Below are 18477 nucleotides of genomic sequence, written 5' to 3' on the forward strand. Positions count from 1 at the left end.
CTAAATTCTGGGAGGTATGTTTCGGCTTGTGGGACACAGTATGAGCGGTGTCGGCGTTCTCGACAAGGCGGTGGTCATCCTCGCCGCCTGTGTCGACGGCGCCAGCCTTGCCGAATTAGTCGACCGGACCAAGCTGCCCCGGGCGACCGCGCACCGGCTGGCCCAGGCCCTGGAGATCCACCGGATGCTGGTGCGGGACACCCAGGGCCGGTGGCGGCCCGGGCCGCGGCTGGGCGAGCTGGCCAACGCGGCGCCGGACGTGTTGCTGACGGCGGCCGAGCCACTGCTGTCGGCGTTGCGCGACGCGACCGGGGAGAGTGCTCAACTCTACTTGCGCCGCGCGGACGAACGGATCTGCGTCGCCGCCGCCGAGCGCGCCAGCGGGTTGCGCGACACGGTGCCGGTGGGCTCGGTGCTGCCGATGGTGGCCGGCTCCGCGGCCCAGATCCTGCTCGCCTGGGAGCCGCCGGAGGCGGTCATGCCGCTGCTGCCGCGGTGCAAGTTCACCGGGCGCACGCTGGCCGAGGTGCGCCGGCGCGGCTGGGCGCAGAGTGTCGCGGAACGCGAGCCCGGTGTGGCCAGCGTCTCCGCGCCGATCCGGGACCGGACGGGCCGGGTCATCGCGTCCATCTCGATAAGCGGTCCGATCGAACGACTCGGCCGCCGACCCGGCGAACGCCACGCGATGGCGGTCGTCCGCGCCGGACAACGACTCAGCGGCCTCTGACCGCCCGGCCGGCACCATAGCGGCCGGGCGACTCACCGCGGGCAGTGCGCGCCTGGTCCCGCCGCTGCGCGGATCGCCGACGGCACGGCTTCGCTGATCCCGGCGGCGCAGCGACTCACCGGTCGCCGTCGGCTCAGCGACTCACCGGTCGCCGTCGGCTCAGCGACTCATCGATCGCCGGCGGCTCAGCGACTCACCGGTCGTCGGCGAGCCGGCGGCTCAGCGGTCTGCGAGCGGCCGGCGGAACAGCGGTCGCCCGCTCAGCCACGGCGCGATCCGGGGCGCGGCCAGGAGCAGGCCGACGGCGAGCGCCGTGATGACCGCCTGTCCCACCCGGCCCGGCGTGACGCCACCGGCCCGGTCCACCACGTAGTTGGCGTAGGCGTTCGCGAGTGCATCCGTCACCAGCACCACGACACCCAGCACCAGTCCGGCCCGGCGCCGCAACGCCAGCAGGACCGCCGCCGCCGGGTCCAGCAGCGTGAGAGACACGAAGTAGACGGCCAGCCACCCCGGCATCGACGGATACGGGTCGAGCCCGCCGAGATACAGCTGCGTCAGGTGCACAACCGTGCCGTAGGCGAACACTGCCACCGTCACCGCGACGACGGCCCGTACCCGCCGCGGCACATCCGCCCAACGACCACCCCGCACCGCTTCAGGGGGTCCAGACGGCGTTGTCGTGGGCGAAGACCACGCGGGCCGGGTCGAAGCTCAGCAGCCGTTCGATCCAGGCCGGCGGGAACGGCAGCGGCGCCTGCGCGCCGTCGTGGCCGGCCCGCCGGGCGAGCACGTCGGCCGTGAAGCCGACCGCGTGGTCGTGGCTCTGTCCCGCGACGATCACCGTGCCGTCGCCCCGGCGGACCACCAGGGACTGATGGCCGGCGGTGTGCCCGGGGGTCGGCACGATGACCACCCCCGGCAGGATCTCGGCCTCTCCGTCGAGCTCGACGTAGACCGCGCCCGGGTGGTCGATCAGCCACGGCAGCGTGTGGTCCTCGACGCTGCGGGCGATGTCCAGCTCGAGCCGCTGGGTGTAGACGGGCCGGCCGGGCAGCGCCGGGTTGCCACCGCTGTGGTCGAAGTGCAGGTGGCAGTTGACGATGTGCCGGATGTCCTCCGGCCGGGCGCCGACCGCGGCGAGCGCCTCGGGCAGAGGCACGCGGTGGGGGCGGTAGTGCGCGTCGACGTCCGGGTCCGTACCCATACCGGTGTCGACCAGCAGCAGGCCGTCGGGATGTTCGACGAGGTAACCGAGGCAGGGCTCGACCCTGGGTGACCCGGTGCCCGTCTCCTCGGCGGGCCGGATGAAGTAGCCGAAGTCGACGCGTCGCACGTTGATGTCCGTCACAGAAGCCAGTCTGCCGTCTTCACCAGCCTGAGAACGGCCCGGGAAATACGCCCAGAGCAGACAAAAGCGGCCCGTGTCTCTCGACACGAGCCGCTTGCTGCTTGTAGCCCCGAAGGGATTCGAACCCTCGCTACCGCCTTGAGAGGGCGGCGTCCTAGGCCGCTAGACGACGGGGCCAGAACACGCTGTACTGCAGAAACGCTGCACTTCTGTGGTGCCTTACCTGCTGCTTCCGGCTCTTTGGCGTGAGCAACGGTGCGGAACTCTATCAGAAGTCCAGCACCACCGCCCTTGCGGGAGTCGGTCGCGCTGGGGTACCAGGACTCGAACCTAGACTAACTGAACCAGAATCAGTCGGGCTGCCAATTACCCCATACCCCATTGGTACGGCTTGCCGTACCGAGTGGAAACTCTACCCGAGGCCATGGTGGCGAACAAATCGGGTTACCAACCGGCGTTTCCGTGACCGCCCGACTACCGGAACATGTCCGTATTGTCCCGCGCCCACGCGGCGAACGTGGTCCCCGGCCGGCCGGTCAGTTCGGCCACCGTCTGCACCGCGGCCTGCGGATGTCCGGCCATCTGGCGCAGACCGTCGGCGTACCAGGCGCCGTACTCGCCCATGGCCAGGTTCAGCTGCTCGACCAGCTCGTCGTGCGGGAGGTCGACGTAGGTGAGCTCGCGGCCCAGCGCCGCCCCGATGGTCAGCACCCGTTCGCGCCGGGTCAGCGACTCCGGACCGGTCAGCTCGTACGAGCGGCCCTCGTGGCCCTCCTCGAGCAGGCACCGGGCGGCGACGGCCGCGATGTCCTCCAACGCGATGGGTGCGTTGGCGACATCGCCGTAGCCGTCGCGGACCACGTCCCCCGCGGCGATCTGGGCCGACCAGATGCCCGAGTTGATCATGAACTCCCCCGGCTCCAGGTGCACGAACGGCACCCCGCACGCCTCGACGCCGTCCTCGATCACCTGCCAGTGGTCGCCCTTGGCGCCGGCCATGTCGACGATGCGGCGTACCCCCGCGTCCGCGGCCAGCCGGCACACCTGCTCGTTGGTCTCCACCAGCGGGGCCAGATACATCCGGTCCACGCCGGCCAGGGCGGCCGGCAGCGTCTCGGGCCGGCCGAGATAGCCCCGGACGGCCTCCACCTGGGCCGGCAGGCCGGCCCGGGCGGGGTTGACGGTCAGCGCCCGGACGTCGGTCGCGCCCAGCGCGAGCAACTCGTCCACCACCAGCCGGCCCACGCCGCCCGTCGCACCGGTAACGAGGATCTTCATCTGCTCTCCCCCTGTTCTCGTATGCCCTACGGAAACTGTTCTCGTAGGGTATACGAGATGAGCGAGTTCAGCGGGTCCACCGATCCCGACCGGATCCTGCCGCTGCTGTGGCGGCACAGGAACGCACGCCGGGCGACCACCGGGCGCCCGCCCCGGCTGACCGTGGACCGGGTGGTGGCGGCCGGCCTCGCCGTGGCCGACGAGGACGGTTTGACGGCGGCCTCGATGGCGCAGGTGGCGGCCCGGCTGGGCGTGGCGACGATGACCCTCTACACCTACGTGCCGTCGCGGGCGGAGCTCGTCGAGCTGATGGTCGACGAGGTGCTGGCCGGCCGCCGGCTGCCCGGGCCGGGCGAGGAGCGACCGGCGCACTGGCGTGACCAGATCCACCTGTACGCCGATCGCACGATCGCGATGTACCGGGATCATCCATGGCTCTGCCAGGTCTCCCGGGTCCGCCCGCCGCTCGGCCCCGGGATGCTGCGCGAGAGCGAGTACGTGCTGTCCACGCTGGGCGCCCTGCCGGTGCCGGAGCGCAACACGGCCGCCGTGACGATCATCATGTTCGTCACCGCCGCGGCCCGGCAGGAGGGCGAGAACGCCCAGCTGCGCCGGGCCAGCGGCGAGTCGAACGACAGCTGGTGGAGCCGGCGCGGCCGGCTGTGGGAGGACTGGTTCGACGTCGAGCAGCATCCCGCGATGACCGACCTGTGGAACGCCGGTGGCTTCGACAAGGGGCCCGACGAGCAGGCCGTGGACGCCTTCGCCTACGGCCTGCGGCTGCTGCTCGACGGGATCGGGCGCCGGTCGCCCGGCGCTCAGTCCAGCGAGACGACCGGGTTGCGCAGCTCGCCGATGCCCTGAACGCTGACCATCACGGTCTCACCGGAGACGATCTGGCTCACCCCGGCCGGGGTGCCGGTCAGGATGATGTCGCCGGGCAACAGGGTCATCACGTGCGAGACGTACGACACCAGGGTCGGCACGTCGAAGACCATGTCCTTGGTCCGGCCGAGCTGGCGCACCTCCATCTCGTCCGGGTTGCGCCCCACCTCGCAGCGCACCTCGAGGTCGCTGACGTCGAGGTCGGTCTCGATCCACGGGCCGATCGGGCAGAACGAGTCGAAGCCCTTGGCCCGGGTCCACTGCGGGTCGCTGCGCTGCAGGTCGCGGGCGGTCACGTCGTTGCCGACGGTGTAGCCGAAGATGGCCCGCTGCGCACCCGCCCGGTCCACCCGGCGGGCGCCGGTCGCGCCGATCACCACGGCCAGCTCGGCCTCGTGCTCGACCTGCTGCGACTGCGGCGGGATCCGGATCGCGTCGTTCGGGCCGATCACCGAGGTGGACGGCTTGATGAAGATCAGCGGCTCCTTGGGCACCTCGTTGCCGAGCTCGGCGGCGTGGTCGGCGTAGTTGCGGCCGACCCCGATCACCTTGCTGGAGAAGATCGGCGCGAGCAGCCGGACGTCGGCCAGGGCCCAGCGCTGCCCGGTGAAGCGCACCTGCTCGAACGGGAGGCTGCCGATCTCGGCGATGGTCAGGCCCTTGGCTCCGGCCCCGGACTCACCCTCGACGACACCGAACGACACGCCACCGGCATGAACAAAACGAGCGAAACGCACGGAGAACCCCATCCATTAGCTACGAAGACGCTGTGCCGCCTGACAGAAGAGCAACACCAAACCCGATTCGATCGAGGCTACGCGCCGCGCGGCACGGGCTCGGTGCCGAGCCTCGGGAACGGACTGAGCGAGAAGACCACCTCGACGGGCACCTCGAAGTAGTCGCAGATCCGCAGGGCCAGGTGCAGCGACGGACTGAACTCGCCGCGCTCCAGATAGCCCACGGTCTGATAGTGCACGCCCAGAGCGTCGGCGAGCTGACGCCGCGAGATGCCCCGCTCGGCGCGCAGCATCGCGATGCGGTTGTACGTGATCTCACTGCTCATGCCGACTATCACCAGCGCCGACGGCACCCGGCTCCACGTGACCAGCACCGGTGCCGGTCCCGGCCTGGTCGTGGTGCCCGGCGTGGTCCACGAGCCCGGCGCGGGCCTCGACGACCCGTCGCTCGCCGACATGCCGGGGCCCGGGGCGATGGCCACGTTCCTCACCGGGCTGGGATTCGCGCCCGTCGGCGTGGTCCCGCTGCCGGCGTACACCGCCTTCGCCTGGTTCCTGCTGCAGGCGCCGGAAGGCCGGGACCAGCGACTTCCGGCCGGTCGGCGCGTCGCCGCGCCGACGCTGGTCATCACCTCGGACCGGGGCCCGGAGTGGCTGCGCCCGCGCCTGGCGGAGCTCGTTCCGCACGCCCGCTACGTCCGAATGCCGCAAGTCGATCACCACACCGCCGGCCCCGGCGCACCCGCGGCGGTGGCGGACCTCGTTCGGGCGTTCCTCACCACAGACGACGCCGAGGCTCGATAGGAGTGGACTTGCTGGATACGCTGGTGCGATGCGGATCAGCGAAACCCACGCGCTGACCACTGTGCTGCCCTCGGTCAGCTGGATCCCGCTGGCCCGTGCCCACGCCGAGCGGGCGGACGAGATGACGGCCGGGCACCGCGCGCGCAAGGCGGCGGGTGAGAAGCATGCCATAGAGGATTTCCTGTACGACTACTACGGCACCCGCCCGGCCCAGCTCCGCCGCTGGCACCCCGGGGTGGGCACCGGGCTGGCCGCGGCCCCGACCGGGCTGGCCGAGCACGCCGCCTGGAAGTGGTACAAGTCGTATCCGGACGGCGTCGTGACCCTCGACACAGAGGCGTACATGCACGCCCGCGGCGAGAGCGTCCGCTACATCCACGGCCTGCTCGCGGCGACGGCATCGCGGCCGGCGTTCTCCGGCTGCTTCGGGCTGCACGAGTGGGCGATGGTCTACCGCCAGCCCGAGCACCGGCACTCCCTGCCGCTGCGCCTGGGCCAGGCCGAGACGGACAAGGTGGTCGAGGAGCACCCGATCCGCTGCACGCACTTCGACGCGTTCCGGTTCTTCACCCCCGAGGCGGTGGGCCTCAACCGGCTGCAGCCGACCCGCGCCACCCAGGTCGACCTGGACCAGCCGGGCTGCCTGCACGCGGCGATGGACTGCCACAAGTGGGCGACCAAGCTCGGGCCCGCGGTGCCGGGCGCCCTGGCGCTGGACTGCTTCGCGCTGGCCGGCGACATCCGCCTGCTGGACATGCAGGCCAGCCCGTACGACCTGACCTCGTACGGCCAGGAGCCGGTGAAGATCGAGACCGCCGAGGGCAAGGCCGAGTACGTCGCCCGCCAGCGCGAGTTCGCCCGCCGCGCGTCGGCGCTGCGGGCCCGGCTGATCCGGGTGTGCGAGGAGCTGCTGGGACCGGCGCTGGCGGCGGAGAACCGCGAAGCCGTGGCCCCGCACAACAGCTGAGCTCGTCAGTCGGTGTCGGCGCGCCGGTTGCGCTTGGTCTGACCGCGCCGCTTCTTCTCGGCGATCCGCCGCTCGACCGAGCCCCGGGACGGCCGGGTGGCCCGCCGGGCCCGCGGCGGCGGCGCGATGGCCCCGGCCACGAGGGCGGCCAGCCGGGCGGCGGCGGCCTCCCGATTGCGCAGCTGCGAGCGGTGCTCGGAGGCGGTGATCGTCAGCACGCCGTTGACCAGCCGGCCGCCGAGCTGCTCGAGGGCGCGCTCACGCAGAGCGGCCGGCAGCATCTCGGAGCCGGCCAGATCCCAGGACAGCTCGACCCGGGAATCGGTGGTGTTGACCCCCTGGCCGCCGGGGCCGCTGGAGCGGGAGAACCGCCAGGACAGCTCGGCGGCGGGGATCGTCAACCGGTCACTGACCCGTACGTCGTCCGCCACGGGCCCAGCATGGCAGGCGATCACGCCGGGCCGCCATCCGGTTGTCAGGGCCAGGGGCTGAAGGCGGGCGGCGGTTCGGTGTCCGTGCGGTCGGCGGCCGGCAGCCACAGCACGAAGGTGCTGCCCTTGCCCAGCTCGGAGAAGGCCGCCACCTGACCGCCGTGCGACTCCACGATCTGCCGGACGATCGCCAGCCCCAGCCCGGTGCGGCGTTGCCGGGAGCGTTCCGCGCCGGACAACGGCTTCCCGCGCCAGAAGCGGTCGAAGACCTTGGGCAGATCCTCGGCGGCGATCCCCGGACCCTCGTCGGCCACGGCCAGCCACAACCATGATCTGGTACGGCCGGTCGCGACGGTCACGGTGGAGGACCCCGGGGCCAGCCGTACGGCGTTGGACAGCAGGTTGCCGACCGCCCGGCGCAGCCCGTCGGCGTCGCCGATCAGGTGCAGCTCCGCGGGCAGGTGGTAGCGCAGCCGCAGGCCCCGGTCCGTGATGAAGGACTCCTCGCCGGCCTCCCGGGCGATCGTGGTGAGCTCCACGTCGGCGTCCGACAGGCCGTGCGCGTCCCGGCGGGCGGTGGCCAGCAGGTCCTCGACCAGCCGCGACATCCGTGTCGTGGCCCGGTCGACCACGGCGACCGCCCGCTCGCGTTCCTCCGGGCTCGCCTCCGCCGCGGTGAGCGAGGCGTCGAGGTTCGTCCGGATGATGGCGAGCGGGCTGCGCAGCTCGTGCGAGGCGTCGTCGATCAGCTGGCGCTGCGACTGGAAGGCCTCGTCCAGTCTGTCCAACATGGAGTCGATGGTGTCGGCGAGATCCCGGAGCTCGTCTCGGGGACCGCCGAGCTGGATGCGTCGGGACAGGTCGGTGGCCTGGATCTCCCGGGCCGTGCGGGCTATCGCGCCCACCGGGCGCAGCGCCCGGCCCGAGAGCACCCAGCCGATGCCGAGGCTGGCGACGAAGAGGCCGCCCAGCACGATCAGCGAGTAGGTGCGCAGGTTCTGCAGGGTGTTGTAGTTGACCGCGGCCTCGATATCCGCGATGTCCGCGTAGGGAACGCGCCCCTGATACACCGGACCCTCGAAAAGCTTGGCCTGGGAGGTGGTCAGCGGGGCCGCGTCCGTGGTCTGCGCCACCGCGAGGTAGATGACCGCCAGGGCCGCCGCGGCCAGCGCGAAGAGCAGCGTGGAGTAGATGACCGTGAGCCGGAACCGGATCGACCGGAACAGCTCCGGGCGCTTCACGCCGCCCCGTCCCGCAGCCGGTAGCCCCGCCCGACCACCGTCTCGATCGAGCCCTCGCCGAGCTTGCGCCGCAGGGTGCCGACCGTGACCCGGACGGTCTGGGTGAACGGGTCCGCGTTGGCGTCCCACACGTGCTCGAGCAGTTCCTCGCTCGAGACCACGTGCCCGGGCCGGGTCATCAGATACTCCAGGACGCCGAACTCCTTGGGCGTCAACGTCAGCCGCTCCCCGCGCAGGGTCGCGACGTGCCGGGCCACGTCCAGCACCACGTCGCCGACGGTCAGCACCGACGACGTGCCGGCCGTGTCCCGGCGCAGCAGGGCGCGGACCCGGGCCAGCAGCTCGGCCAGGGCGAACGGCTTCACCAGATAGTCGTCCGCGCCCTCGTCCAGCCCGCGGACCCGGTCGTCGAGCCCACCGCGGGCGGTGAGCATGAGCACCCGCAGGTCGGTTTCGCCCGGGGTGTCCACCTCGCCGTTGCGCAACGAGCGGCACAGCGTGAACCCGTCGCCGTCGGGCAGGTTCACGTCGAGCAGCATCAGGTCGTACTCGTTCACGGTCAGCCGGTCGTACGCCTCGGCGGCGTCGAGCGCCACGTCGACCGCGTACCCCGTCCGGGCGAGACCGACCCGCAGGCCCTCCGCCAGGTCTTCCTCGTCCTCCACCACCAGCAGCCGCATCTGTCGACTATCCACGGCCGATGAGGGTGGTGGCCACCTGAGCGGCCCGGTCGATCGGCACGGCGAAGCCGATCCCGATGGAACCGCCGCCCTCCAGGCTGGCGATCGCGGTGTTCACGCCGACCACTTCGCCGCGCGCGTTCACCAGCGGCCCGCCCGAATTGCCGGGGTTGATGGACGCGTCGGTCTGCACCGCGGTCTGCCGCACGGTCCCGCCCAGCCGCACCTGCCGGTCCAGCGCGCTGATGATGCCGGCGGTGACCGTGCCGGAGAGACCGAGCGGTGAGCCGACCGCCAGCACCGGCTCACCGACCCGGGTGGCGCTGAGGTCGGCCCGGTCCAGCCGGCGCAGGGCGGCCGACGGAGTGACCCGCAGCACCGCGATGTCGCTGTTCGGGTCGGTGCCGACGACCTCGGCGGTGAGCCGGCGCCCGTCCGAGCCGACCACGCTGACCGCTCCCCCGCCCCGGGCCGCGACCACGTGGTTGTTGGTGACGATGTGACCGCGGTCGTCGAAGACGAAGCCGGAGCCGGACGCGCCGCCCGAGCCGGTGCGCACCTGCACGGACACCACGCCGGGCAGGGCCCGGGCGGCGGCGCCGACGAGGTCGGACGGCACCCCGGGTGCGGCCGGCGGCGGCGCAGAGGCCGGGTCGGTAGGAGTGGCTTCCGGCGAACCGGCCAGGTAACCGGCTGCTCCGCCGGTGCCGGCGGAGATCGCCACCACGGTCAGCCCGGCCGCGGCGAGCAGCGGCCAGCGCCGGGCGGCGCGCGCGCCTGCTCCGCCGGCGGTGACCGGGGGTACGCCCGGAGCCCGCTCGTCGATGCCGGGTGACAGGAACTCGGGTCCCCGGGGCGACCCGCCCAGCCCAGTGGTCATTGTCATCAGAGAACTCCTCTACGGCAGGCGGGCGAACCAGAACATGGAGGCCAGTGCGGCCAGCGCCGCGAACAGCAGGCCGATACCGATGAAGCGCGCCGACACGTCCTGCGTCTCGGTCTCGTAACCGACCGAGCTGCCGATGTCGGCGTACGCGGACCGCAGCTCCTCGGCGCTGCCGGCCTCGAAGTAGTTGCCGCCGGTGGCGTCCGCGACCGCCTGCAGCGTCTGCCCGTCGACGGGCACGGGCTGGTTGCCGCCACCGCCGCCACCGCCGAGGGCGCTGCCGCCGATGCTCCCGTTCTCGGTGCCGAAGGAGATCGCGTCGACCGGCACGCCGAGCTCGGTGGCCTGGGCCGCCGCCTCGGCCGGGTCCTGCCCGGCGGTGTTGGCGCCGTCGGAGAGCACGACGACCCGGGCCGGTGGCACGTCCTCGCCGGCCGTGGCGTCCAGCGTGCGGATCGCCTCCAGCGAAGTGGCGATGGCGTCACCGATGGCGGTACCGGCGCGGCCGGCGGTGCCCTCGGCGAGCCGGTCGATGCCGGCCTCGACGGCGGCCCGGTCGGTCACCGGCGGCACGAACACCGAGGCGGTGCCGGCGAAGCCCACCAGGCCGACGTTGAACTCCTCAGGCAGGTCGGCCACGAACTCGCGCGCCGCGGCCTTGGCCGCGGTGAGCCGGTCCGGGTCCACGTCGGTGGCCAGCATCGACCGGGACACGTCCACCGCGACCAGCACGGTGGCCCGTTCCCGGGGCACCTGCACCTCGGACTGCGGCCGGGCGAAGCCGACCACGAGCAGGGCCAGCATGGCCAGGAACAGCCCGGCGGGGACGTGCCGGCGCCACTGCGGCCGGGCCGGTGCGACCCGGTCGAGCAACTTGAGATTGGTGAAACGGACGGCGTACCGGCTGCGGCGGCGCTGCAGCACCAGGTACGCGACGGCGAGCGCCGCGACGGCCACCAGCAGCCACAGCCGTTCCGGGGAAAGCCATGTCATGGTCGTGCTCCTGTTCGGGATGCTCGGCCCAGGCGGCGCTGGGCGTACACGTGCCGGACGATGTCCGCGACCCAGTCGCGGTCCGTCCGCAGGCCGAGGTGGGCGGCACCGGCACGCTTCAGGCCGTTCTCGATGGACGCCTGCTGCCGGCGCGCCGCCTCGGCGTACCGCTCGCGCAGCTTGCGGCTGGCGGTCGGCACCTCCCGCCGGCGCCCGGTCTCCGGGTCCACCAGGGTCAGCAGCCCCACGTCCGGCAGTTCCTGCTCGCGCGGATCACGGATCTGCACGGCGAGCACCTGGTGCCGGGCGGCGAGCCGGCGCAGCGGCTGTTCCCAGGCGGGGGCGCCGGGCCCGAGCCCGTCCTCGTCGAGACCGTCGAGGAAGTCCGAGACCACCACCGCGAGACCGCGGCGGTTGACCGCGCGGTGCAGGCCGTCGACGGCCTCGGCCAGGGGTACGTGCTCGGTCGTCGGTGCGGAGCGGGGTACGGCGAGCAGCGTGCGCAACATCCCGAGCAGATGGTTGCGGCCGCCGCGGGCCGGGAACCGCCGTACCCCGCCGGGGCCGAGCAGGTGCGCGCCCAGCCGGTTGCCGGCTCCGGTGGTGAGGAAGCCGACCGCGGCGACCGACGCGACGGCCAGTTCCCGCTTCTCGAACTCGGCGGTGCCGAAGTCCATGCTCGCGGTGGCGTCGACCAGCACCCAGGTGGCCAGTTCCCGGTCCGCGTCGAGTGAGCGGACGTGGGCCACCGCGGTGCGCGCGGTCACCGCCCAGTCCATCCGGCGGACCTCGTCCTCGCCGGGCCGGTACTCCCGGCTGCCGGCCGGCTCACTGCCGATCCCCGGCAGCAGGCCGAGGTACGACCCGTGCAGCATCCCGTCGAGCCGGCGCGTGACCATGAGCTCGAGCCGCCGCAGCCGCTGTTCCGGGGCGAGTTCGTTGATCGAGGCGCCCTCGTTCATGCGGCGACACCCAGCCCCGGGCCGCTCTGCTCCTGGGCGGGGGCGATCACCGGCAGCGGTACGGAGCCCACGATGCGCTGGATGATCGACTCGGGGGCGACACCGTCGGCGACCGCGTCGAAGGAGAGCACCAGCCGGTGGGCCAGGACGTCGGGTGCGATGTCGAGCAGGTCGCCCGGCAGCACGTAGTCCCGTCCGCGCAACAGCGCCAGCGCCCGTCCGGCCGCGACCAGGCCCAGGGTCGCGCGCGGGCTGGCCCCGTACGCCAGCTGCCCGGCCAGCTCCGGCAGGCCGAAGCGGGCCGGGTCGCGGGTGGCCAGCACCAGCCGGACCACGTACTCGGCCAGGGCGTGGTGCACGAACACCTCGCGGGCCCGGGCCTGAAGGCGCAGCAGCATGCCGGTGTCCAGCACCGGCCGGGCGACCGGTCGCACGCCGCCCATCCGGTAGAGGATGCCGAGCTCGTCCTGGTCGCTGGGGTAGCCGACGACCACCCGCATCAGGAACCGGTCGCGCTGCGCCTCGGGCAGCTGGTAGACGCCCTCGCTCTCGATCGGGTTCTGGGTGGCCAGCACCAGGAACGGCCGCGGCACCTGATGGGTCCGGCCGCCGATCGACACGTGCCCCTCGGCCATCACCTCCAGCAGCGCCGACTGCACCTTGGCGGGGGCCCGGTTGATCTCATCGGCCAGCACCAGGTTCGCCATCACCGGGCCCAGCTCGACGTCGAAGTCCTCCCGCGACGCCCGGTAGATGCGGGTGCCGATGATGTCGGAGGGCACCAGGTCCGGCGTGAACTGGATGCGGTGGAAGCTGCCACCGACCGCCACGGCGAGCGTCTCGGCGGCCAGCGTCTTGGCCACCCCCGGCACGCCTTCGAGCAGGCAGTGCCCACCGGCGAGCAGCGCGGTCAGCAGCCGCTCGATGAGCCGGTCCTGCCCCACGATCACCTTCTTGACCTCGAACAGCGTCTGCTCCAGCAGCCGCGCGTCGGTGTCGGATGCGATGTCTGTCATGGGTCCCCTTCTCGGCAACGGTGCGGGGGGCGGGCGCCGCGGCCCTGGGGGTTACGCCGGACGCCCGCCCTTGGTATCGATGACACCAAGCGGGGCCGAAAGCGAAGCGAAGGAGCGCGCCGGCCTGCTCAGCCGGGATACTGGTGACGGCGCCGGCCGAAGCCGGCCGCCGCTACAGGGAGGTTGCGTGTCTGCTCAGCCCGCGCCGGTCGCCGAGACCGGCTATCCGTGGCCCATCGAAACCGCGCGCCTGGACAACGGGTTGCGCGTGGTGGTTAGCGAGGATCACACCGCTCCGGTGGTGTGCGTGAACCTCTGGTACGACGTCGGCTCGAGGCATGAGCCGGCCGGCCAGACCGGCTTCGCGCATCTCTTCGAGCATCTGATGTTCGAGGGGTCGGTGCACGTCGCCAAGACCGAGCACATGCGCCTGATCCAGGGCTCCGGTGGCTCGCTCAACGCGACCACCAACCCGGACCGGACCAACTACTTCGAGACGCTGCCGGTCGAGCACCTGGAGCTGGGGCTCTGGCTGGAGGCGGACCGGATGGGCGGTCTGGTCCCGGCGCTGACCCAGGAGACGCTGGACAACCAGCGCGAGGTGGTCAAGAACGAACGGCGGCAGCGCTACGACAACGTCCCGTACGGCGACGCGTGGCTGCGCCTGCTGCCGCTGCTGTACCCGCCGGGGCATCCGTACCACCACGCGACGATCGGGTCGATGGAGGACCTGAACGCCGCCAGTCTCGACACGTTCAAGGCGTTCCACCAGCAGTACTACGCGCCCAACAACGCGGTGCTGACCGTGGCCGGCGACGTCACCCCGGCCGAGGTCTTCGCCCTGGCCGAGAAGTACTTCGGCGCGCTGGAGTCGGTCTCCGACATCCCGCCGGCGCCGCGCGGGCACATCACCGGCGCGGCCACCGAGCCGGTCCACGAGACGGTGACCGGCAAGGTCCCGGCTCCGCGGGTCTACCTGTCGCACCGCACCCACCCGTTCGGCACGGCCGGCTACGACGCGATCACCGTCCTGGCGACGGTGCTGGGCAGCGGCCGGGGCAGCCGGCTCTACCAGCGGCTCGCCGACGGCGCCCGGATCGCCCAGCCGGACTACATCGGCGCGTACGGCGTCGACCTGGCCCACGCCCCGGCCCCGCTGATCGTCACGGCCACGGCCAAGGACGGCGTGGACGCGGAGCAGCTGGCGGCCGGGGTCGCGGAGGTGCTGGACAGCATGGCCACCGAGCCGGTGACCGAGGCCGAGCTGGAACGGGCCAAGGCCCTGCTGACCACCTCGTGGTGGCGGCAGATGTCCACAGTCGGCGGTCGCGCCGACACCCTGAGCCGGTACGCGACCCAGTTCGGCGACGCCACCAGCGCGGCCTACCGGTTGCCGCAGTGGCAGTCGGTCACGGCCGGCGACATCCTCGACGCCGCCCGCACGCTGAACCCGGAGTCCCGCGTCACCCTCACCTACCTGCCCGACGAAGGGACCGACCAGTGAGTCTCGTTGCCACCCGGCCCGGCCCCGGCGACTCCCGGCCGTACGCGTTCCCGGACATCCAGCGCGTCTCGGTGGCCGGTGGCGAGGTCGTCGCCGCGCACATGCCGGGTCAGTATCTGGCCACCGCCGCGCTGCTGCTGGACGCGGGCGGCGCGCGCGAGTCCGCGGGCCGCGAGGGCACGGCCACCGTGCTCGCCAAGTGCCTGGAGGAGGGCACCACGACCCGGGACTCCGCGGCGTTCGCGCTGGCGCTGGAGGGCCTGGGTGCGGAGCTCTCGACCTCGGTCGACTGGGACGCGTTCCGGGTCGGTGTGTCCGTACCGGTGGGGCTGCTGCCGCGGGCCGTGGCTCTGCTGGCCGAGGCCACCCGTACCCCGCGGCTGGATCCGGCCGATGTCGCGCGGGTGCGCGACGACGAGGTGACCGCGCTGCGGATGGACTGGGCACAGCCCGGTCCGCGGGCGGACGCCGCGCTGCGGATGGATCTCTTCGGGGCGGCCGAACGGTACGGCCGGCCGCTGCACGGCGATCCGACCTCGGTCGCGGCCGTCACCGTGGAGGACGTGACCGCGTTCCACGAGTCCTGGCTGAAGCGGCCGGGCGTGCTGCTGGTCGCGGGTGACCTGAGCCGGCTGGATCTCGCCGAGCTGGGGGCGGCCGCGTTCGCCGGCACGGCCGGGGAGCCGTCCGCACCCGCCGGGCCGCTGGGCGTGCCGATCGCCGCCGGCCGCCGGGTGCTGCTGGTGGACCGGCCCGGCTCGGTGCAGTCGGCGCTGCGGCTCGGGCACCGGGCACCGGAGCGCTCGAACCCCGACTACGTGGCCATGACGCTGGTCGCGACGGTGCTGGGCGGAGCGTTCACCTCCCGGCTCAACCACCTGATCCGCGAGGTGAAGGGCTACACGTACGGCATCCGCGCCGACTTCGCGATGACCCGCCGGTTCGGCCGCTTCGGCATCAGCACCTCGGTGCAGACCGCGGTGACTGCGCCGGCGCTGACCGACACCGTGGGTGAGGTGACCCGCACCCGGCTGGACGGCGTCACCGAGGAGGAGCTGGAGGTGGCCCGCACGTGGCGGGCCGGGCAGCTCACGGTCGACATGCAGACGCCGGGCTCGATCGCCGGTGCGCTCGCCACGCTGGTGGTGCACGGGCTGCCCGACGACTACTACGCGACCCTGCGGCGCAGCCTGCTCGACGCGACGGTGGCCGAGGTGTCCGCCGCCGCGGCGAAGCATCTGCACCCCGAGGGTCTGACGGTCGTCGTCGAGGGCGACGCCGCGGTGATCCGCGAGGAGCTGGTGGCCGGCGGCCTCGGTGAGGTCGTCGACGCCGAGGTCTGAGGCGTTCCGCGGGCCGCCGTCGGCATCGACGGCGGCCCGCGGCTTGCCAGGTGGGGCGCGGCGGGGTTTCAATGGCGCCCAGTGCTCGTCGTGAGAGCGCTCTCAGACCCCGTTGGAGTTCCGCGCCATGCCCACCAACCTCAGCTCCGCCTCCGGAGCGTTCTCCCGCCGGCGCCTGCTCACGCTGCCCGCCGCGGCCGCCGCTGCCACCGTGGCGGCCCCGCTGCTCGCCCCCGACGCGGCCGTCGCCGGCACCTGCGCGCCGCGGCACCTGGTGGACCGGTCGCTGGCCGAGCCGGTGAGCCGCGCCTACCACTACCTCGACGTGGTGCAGGACGCCTACGTCAAGGGTGGCGAGCCGCGGCTGCTGCAGAGCTACAACAACGAGAGCGAGCTGATGACGACCGCGTTCGTCTACGACAACGCGCTCGCGGCGCTGGCCTACCTGGCCAACCCGACGGTGGCCAACGTGCGCCGGGCCCGGCTCATCGGCGACGCCCTGCTGTGGATCCAGGCCAACGACGAGAAGTACACCGACGGGCGGGTCCGCCAGGCGTACGCGGCCGGGCCGATGCTCTTCTACGGTGGCGGCCCGTACTTCCCCGGCCTCAAGCGCGAGGACGGCAAGGCGGCGTTCCTGTGGCCGTACGGCTTCGGCGGCTCCTCGACCGGCGACATGGCCTGGGTGGCGCTGGCCCTGGCGCAGCTCTACGTCGACACCCGGATCACCAAGTACCTCGACGGTGCCGTCGCGCTGGGGACGTGGATCGCGGACAAGGAGTCGCCGTACCGCTTCGGCGGCTACCACGGCGGCCTGCAGGGCGACGGCGAGACGCCGCAGCCGTGGGCCTCGACCGAGCACAACATCGACGCGTACGGGCTCTTCACGCTGCTGGCCAAGCTGACCCGGGACCGGCGCTGGACCGCCCGCGCCGACGTGGCCGAGGACTTCGTGCGGGCCATGTGGAACCGCTCGGAGCGCTTGCTGTGGACCGGCACGCTCGGCGGCGTACCGGGCGAGGACCCGAACCAGATCAACATCGGCAACATCCCCGAGGACGTGCAGACCTGGGCGCTGCTGAGCCTCGACGACCGGCGGTACGACGACGCCGTCGACTGGGTCACCGAGAACCTCGCGAACACCGACGGTGCCGTCTCCGGCGTCACGTACAGCAGCCAGGCCAAGATCCGTACCGGGCCGGTCTCCGGCAGCACCGTGGAGAACAACCGCGACGCGGTCTGGCTGGAGGGCAACGGCCACACCGCGCTGGCTCTGCTCAAGCGCGACGACCGGGGCGACACGGCGCTGGCCAAGCGGCTGCTGTGGCAGACCGCGATCGCCCAGCGGACCCTCGGCGCCGGGCAGACCGTGGGCCTGACCGCCGACGCCGACCACGGCAAGCTGTCCAACCCGGGCGAGGGCGGCACCTGGACCGGCACCCCGCTGCCCGCCGGGGCCGGCATCGTGGCCGCCACCAGCGCGTTCGACACCGGCTTCGCGTTCGGCTACTTCCCGCGCCAGCACGTCGGCGCGACGGCCTGGTTCCTGATGGCGGGGCAGAACTTCAACCCCTACCGATGATGTGATCTGCCCCGGCATCGTTCGGTGCTGGTGGCCGCGGCCGGATACCGTCGCCGCCATGACGATCACCAGCTCAGCACCCGTGACGAGACCGGTCCGGGTCCGGCGGGCCGTCTGGCACGTGCTGCTGTGGCTGCTGGTGCTGCCGGGCGCGGCCTGGGCGCTGCTCCGGCTCGGCGGCTGGGAGCGGGGCGCGCTGGTGCAGCTCTTCGCGTTCACGCCGTACGTCGCGGCGTGGTCGGTGGTGCCGGTGATCGCCGCGCTGGCCACCCGGCGCTGGCTGGCGGCGGCGGTCGCGACGGTCACCTTCGCGCTGTTCGCCGTGGCGGTGCTGCCCCGTGCCCTCGCTGACGGCGACCGCGGCCCGCAGGGTGGCGTGGCGCTGCACGTGATGACGTCGAACCTGCTCTTCGGCAACGCCGACGCGGCCACGATCGTCAAGCTGGTCCGGGACAACGACGTGGCGGTGCTGGCGGTGCAGGAGTTCAGCCCGACCGGTCAGCGCAGTCTGGCGGCGGCCGGGCTCAGTGAGCTGCTGCCGTATTCGTCGCTGGGCGGCGAGTACGGGGCGAGCGGCTCGGGGCTCTACTCCCGCTTCCCGATCACCGACCCCGGGGTACGGCGCAACGGCGGCGGCTTCAACCAGGCGTACGGGACGGTCCAGCCGCCGGGCGCGGTTGCCGTCACGGTCGAGTCGGCGCATCCGCTGGCGCCGTACTCGCTCGACGTGCTCGACGGCTGGCGCGACGACCTGGACGCCGAGCCGCGCCCGGACCCCGACGGCGCGCCCCGGATCCTGCTCGGCGACTTCAACGCGACGCTGGACCACAAGGCGCTGCGGGACCTGATCGGCGACGGCTACCGCGACGCCGCCGACGCCGCGGGCCAGGGCCTGATCGGCACGTGGGGCCCGTACGACGGCGACCCGCTGCCGCCGGTGACGATCGACCACGTGCTGGCCGACCGCCGGCTGGGCGTGGGCGCGGTCAGCGTGCACGACATCCCGGCCAGCGACCACCGCGCGATCATCGCCACGCTCCGGATCCCGGCCGCCTGAGCTGCCGGCCCGGCCGTCACGCTGCGGGTGACG

The 18477-nt window shown here is 72.8% G+C and carries 20 protein-coding genes and 2 tRNA genes; 8 read left to right on the forward strand and 14 right to left on the reverse strand.

What is annotated here, in order from left to right; all coding sequences use genetic code 11:
* Positions 1-40 precede the first annotated feature (40 nt).
* Positions 41-727 carry an IclR family transcriptional regulator gene (locus Aau02nite_RS30990; protein WP_023561932.1) on the forward strand — a complete coding sequence of 229 codons (687 nt, stop codon included), beginning with the start codon at positions 41-43 and terminating at the stop codon, positions 725-727.
* Positions 728-946: 219 nt separating this feature from the next.
* On the opposite strand, the gene Aau02nite_RS30995 is transcribed toward Aau02nite_RS30990, so the two are convergent.
* The 5 genes from Aau02nite_RS30995 to Aau02nite_RS31015 all read right to left on the reverse strand — a co-directional run bounded on the left by Aau02nite_RS30995 (position 947) and on the right by Aau02nite_RS31015 (position 3356).
* Positions 947-1381, reverse strand: a complete 435-nt coding sequence (locus Aau02nite_RS30995) for a hypothetical protein (protein WP_212992134.1) — start codon at positions 1379-1381, stop codon at positions 947-949.
* Between the two features lie 4 nt (positions 1382-1385).
* On the reverse strand, positions 1386-2078 hold the full coding sequence (locus Aau02nite_RS31000) for an N-acyl homoserine lactonase family protein (protein WP_212992135.1): 693 nt from the start codon (positions 2076-2078) through the stop codon (positions 1386-1388).
* 104 nt (positions 2079-2182) lie between these two features.
* Positions 2183-2255: transfer RNA gene (locus Aau02nite_RS31005), tRNA-Glu, on the reverse strand.
* 132 nt (positions 2256-2387) lie between these two features.
* Positions 2388-2459, reverse strand: a tRNA-Gln gene (locus tag Aau02nite_RS31010).
* A 93-nt stretch (positions 2460-2552) separates the two neighbouring features.
* A complete protein-coding gene (locus Aau02nite_RS31015) occupies positions 2553-3356 on the reverse strand; it encodes an SDR family oxidoreductase (protein ID WP_212992136.1) in 804 nt (267 codons plus the stop codon).
* A 57-nt stretch (positions 3357-3413) separates the two neighbouring features.
* Here Aau02nite_RS31015 and Aau02nite_RS31020 point away from each other — a divergent pair, with 57 nt between their 5' ends.
* Positions 3414-4220 carry a TetR/AcrR family transcriptional regulator gene (locus Aau02nite_RS31020; RefSeq protein WP_212992137.1) on the forward strand — a complete coding sequence of 269 codons (807 nt, stop codon included), beginning with the start codon at positions 3414-3416 and terminating at the stop codon, positions 4218-4220.
* On the opposite strand, the gene Aau02nite_RS31025 is transcribed toward Aau02nite_RS31020, so the two are convergent.
* Both Aau02nite_RS31025 and Aau02nite_RS31030 read right to left on the reverse strand, forming a co-directional pair.
* Entirely contained in the window at positions 4175-4978 is an 804-nt protein-coding gene (locus Aau02nite_RS31025) for a fumarylacetoacetate hydrolase family protein (protein ID WP_212992138.1), read from the reverse strand. The two genes, Aau02nite_RS31020 and Aau02nite_RS31025, sit on opposite strands and share 46 nt — an antisense overlap.
* A gap of 77 nt (positions 4979-5055) precedes the next feature.
* Complete coding sequence (locus tag Aau02nite_RS31030) at positions 5056-5304, reverse strand: helix-turn-helix transcriptional regulator (protein WP_212992139.1); 249 nt, start codon at positions 5302-5304, stop codon at positions 5056-5058.
* On the opposite strand from Aau02nite_RS31030, the gene Aau02nite_RS31035 reads away from it, so the two are divergent.
* Both Aau02nite_RS31035 and Aau02nite_RS31040 read left to right on the forward strand, forming a co-directional pair.
* Positions 5303-5782 (forward strand): hypothetical protein, encoded by a 480-nt coding sequence (locus Aau02nite_RS31035; protein WP_212992140.1) that lies wholly within the window; start codon positions 5303-5305, stop codon positions 5780-5782. The genes Aau02nite_RS31030 and Aau02nite_RS31035 overlap by 2 nt on opposite strands.
* A 28-nt stretch (positions 5783-5810) precedes the next feature.
* A complete protein-coding gene (locus Aau02nite_RS31040; RefSeq protein WP_212992141.1) occupies positions 5811-6749 on the forward strand; it encodes a 3-methyladenine DNA glycosylase in 939 nt (312 codons plus the stop codon).
* 5 nt (positions 6750-6754) lie between these two features.
* Here the strand turns inward: Aau02nite_RS31040 and arfB are convergent, their stop codons facing one another.
* The 7 genes from arfB to Aau02nite_RS31075 are packed head-to-tail and all read right to left on the reverse strand — an operon-like array spanning position 6755 to position 12958.
* Positions 6755-7180 carry an alternative ribosome rescue aminoacyl-tRNA hydrolase ArfB gene (gene arfB, locus Aau02nite_RS31045; RefSeq protein ID WP_212992142.1) on the reverse strand — a complete coding sequence of 142 codons (426 nt, stop codon included), beginning with the start codon at positions 7178-7180 and terminating at the stop codon, positions 6755-6757.
* A 44-nt stretch (positions 7181-7224) separates the two neighbouring features.
* The gene (locus Aau02nite_RS31050) at positions 7225-8421 is read right to left on the reverse strand and encodes a sensor histidine kinase (RefSeq protein WP_212992143.1); all 1197 of its coding nucleotides are present in this window, start codon (positions 8419-8421) and stop codon (positions 7225-7227) included.
* Complete coding sequence (locus Aau02nite_RS31055) at positions 8418-9101, reverse strand: response regulator transcription factor (RefSeq protein ID WP_212992192.1); 684 nt, start codon at positions 9099-9101, stop codon at positions 8418-8420. The genes Aau02nite_RS31050 and Aau02nite_RS31055 overlap by 4 nt, the downstream gene beginning before the upstream one ends.
* 7 nt (positions 9102-9108) lie before the next feature.
* The gene (locus Aau02nite_RS31060) at positions 9109-9987 is read right to left on the reverse strand and encodes a S1C family serine protease (protein WP_212992144.1); all 879 of its coding nucleotides are present in this window, start codon (positions 9985-9987) and stop codon (positions 9109-9111) included.
* A 12-nt stretch (positions 9988-9999) separates the two neighbouring features.
* Positions 10000-10980, reverse strand: coding sequence for a VWA domain-containing protein (locus tag Aau02nite_RS31065; RefSeq protein WP_212992145.1), 981 nt, complete (start codon positions 10978-10980; stop codon positions 10000-10002).
* On the reverse strand, positions 10977-11942 hold the full coding sequence (locus tag Aau02nite_RS31070; RefSeq protein WP_212992146.1) for a DUF58 domain-containing protein: 966 nt from the start codon (positions 11940-11942) through the stop codon (positions 10977-10979). The genes Aau02nite_RS31065 and Aau02nite_RS31070 overlap by 4 nt, the downstream gene beginning before the upstream one ends.
* Positions 11939-12958, reverse strand: a complete 1020-nt coding sequence (locus Aau02nite_RS31075; protein ID WP_212992147.1) for an AAA family ATPase — start codon at positions 12956-12958, stop codon at positions 11939-11941. Before Aau02nite_RS31075 ends, Aau02nite_RS31070 begins: the two co-directional genes overlap by 4 nt.
* Positions 12959-13145: 187 nt before the next feature.
* Between Aau02nite_RS31075 and Aau02nite_RS31080 the strand changes: the two genes are divergently transcribed.
* The 4 genes from Aau02nite_RS31080 to Aau02nite_RS31095 all read left to right on the forward strand — a co-directional run bounded on the left by Aau02nite_RS31080 (position 13146) and on the right by Aau02nite_RS31095 (position 18444).
* On the forward strand, positions 13146-14462 hold the full coding sequence (locus Aau02nite_RS31080; RefSeq protein ID WP_246595575.1) for a M16 family metallopeptidase: 1317 nt from the start codon (positions 13146-13148) through the stop codon (positions 14460-14462).
* Positions 14459-15805 (forward strand): M16 family metallopeptidase, encoded by a 1347-nt coding sequence (locus Aau02nite_RS31085; RefSeq protein WP_212992149.1) that lies wholly within the window; start codon positions 14459-14461, stop codon positions 15803-15805. Before Aau02nite_RS31080 ends, Aau02nite_RS31085 begins: the two co-directional genes overlap by 4 nt.
* Positions 15806-15932: 127 nt before the next feature.
* Positions 15933-17387 carry a hypothetical protein gene (locus Aau02nite_RS31090; RefSeq protein WP_212992150.1) on the forward strand — a complete coding sequence of 485 codons (1455 nt, stop codon included), beginning with the start codon at positions 15933-15935 and terminating at the stop codon, positions 17385-17387.
* A 58-nt stretch (positions 17388-17445) separates the two neighbouring features.
* Positions 17446-18444, forward strand: a complete 999-nt coding sequence (locus Aau02nite_RS31095; RefSeq protein ID WP_212992151.1) for an endonuclease/exonuclease/phosphatase family protein — start codon at positions 17446-17448, stop codon at positions 18442-18444.
* Positions 18445-18477 lie beyond the last annotated feature (33 nt).

It is taken from the genome of Actinoplanes auranticolor (assembly GCF_018332655.1).
Classification (GTDB): domain Bacteria; phylum Actinomycetota; class Actinomycetes; order Mycobacteriales; family Micromonosporaceae; genus Actinoplanes; species Actinoplanes auranticolor.

Excerpts from the sequence above, each read along its gene's own strand:
- Aau02nite_RS30990 (WP_023561932.1), top strand. The coding sequence starts at position 41 with ATGAGCGGTGTCGGCGTTCTCGACAAGGCGGTGGTCATCCTCGCCGCC.
- Aau02nite_RS31015 (WP_212992136.1), bottom strand. The coding sequence starts at position 3,356 with ATGAAGATCCTCGTTACCGGTGCGACGGGCGGCGTGGGCCGGCTGGTG.
- Aau02nite_RS31020 (WP_212992137.1), top strand. The coding sequence starts at position 3,414 with ATGAGCGAGTTCAGCGGGTCCACCGATCCCGACCGGATCCTGCCGCTG.
- Aau02nite_RS31035 (WP_212992140.1), top strand. The coding sequence starts at position 5,303 with ATGCCGACTATCACCAGCGCCGACGGCACCCGGCTCCACGTGACCAGC.
- Aau02nite_RS31030 (WP_212992139.1), bottom strand. The coding sequence starts at position 5,304 with ATGAGCAGTGAGATCACGTACAACCGCATCGCGATGCTGCGCGCCGAG.
- Aau02nite_RS31040 (WP_212992141.1), top strand. The coding sequence starts at position 5,811 with ATGCGGATCAGCGAAACCCACGCGCTGACCACTGTGCTGCCCTCGGTC.
- Aau02nite_RS31055 (WP_212992192.1), bottom strand. The coding sequence starts at position 9,101 with ATGCGGCTGCTGGTGGTGGAGGACGAGGAAGACCTGGCGGAGGGCCTG.
- Aau02nite_RS31060 (WP_212992144.1), bottom strand. The coding sequence starts at position 9,987 with ATGACAATGACCACTGGGCTGGGCGGGTCGCCCCGGGGACCCGAGTTC.
- Aau02nite_RS31065 (WP_212992145.1), bottom strand. The coding sequence starts at position 10,980 with ATGACATGGCTTTCCCCGGAACGGCTGTGGCTGCTGGTGGCCGTCGCG.
- Aau02nite_RS31070 (WP_212992146.1), bottom strand. The coding sequence starts at position 11,942 with ATGAACGAGGGCGCCTCGATCAACGAACTCGCCCCGGAACAGCGGCTG.
- Aau02nite_RS31075 (WP_212992147.1), bottom strand. The coding sequence starts at position 12,958 with ATGACAGACATCGCATCCGACACCGACGCGCGGCTGCTGGAGCAGACG.
- Aau02nite_RS31090 (WP_212992150.1), top strand. The coding sequence starts at position 15,933 with ATGCCCACCAACCTCAGCTCCGCCTCCGGAGCGTTCTCCCGCCGGCGC.
- Aau02nite_RS31095 (WP_212992151.1), top strand. The coding sequence starts at position 17,446 with ATGACGATCACCAGCTCAGCACCCGTGACGAGACCGGTCCGGGTCCGG.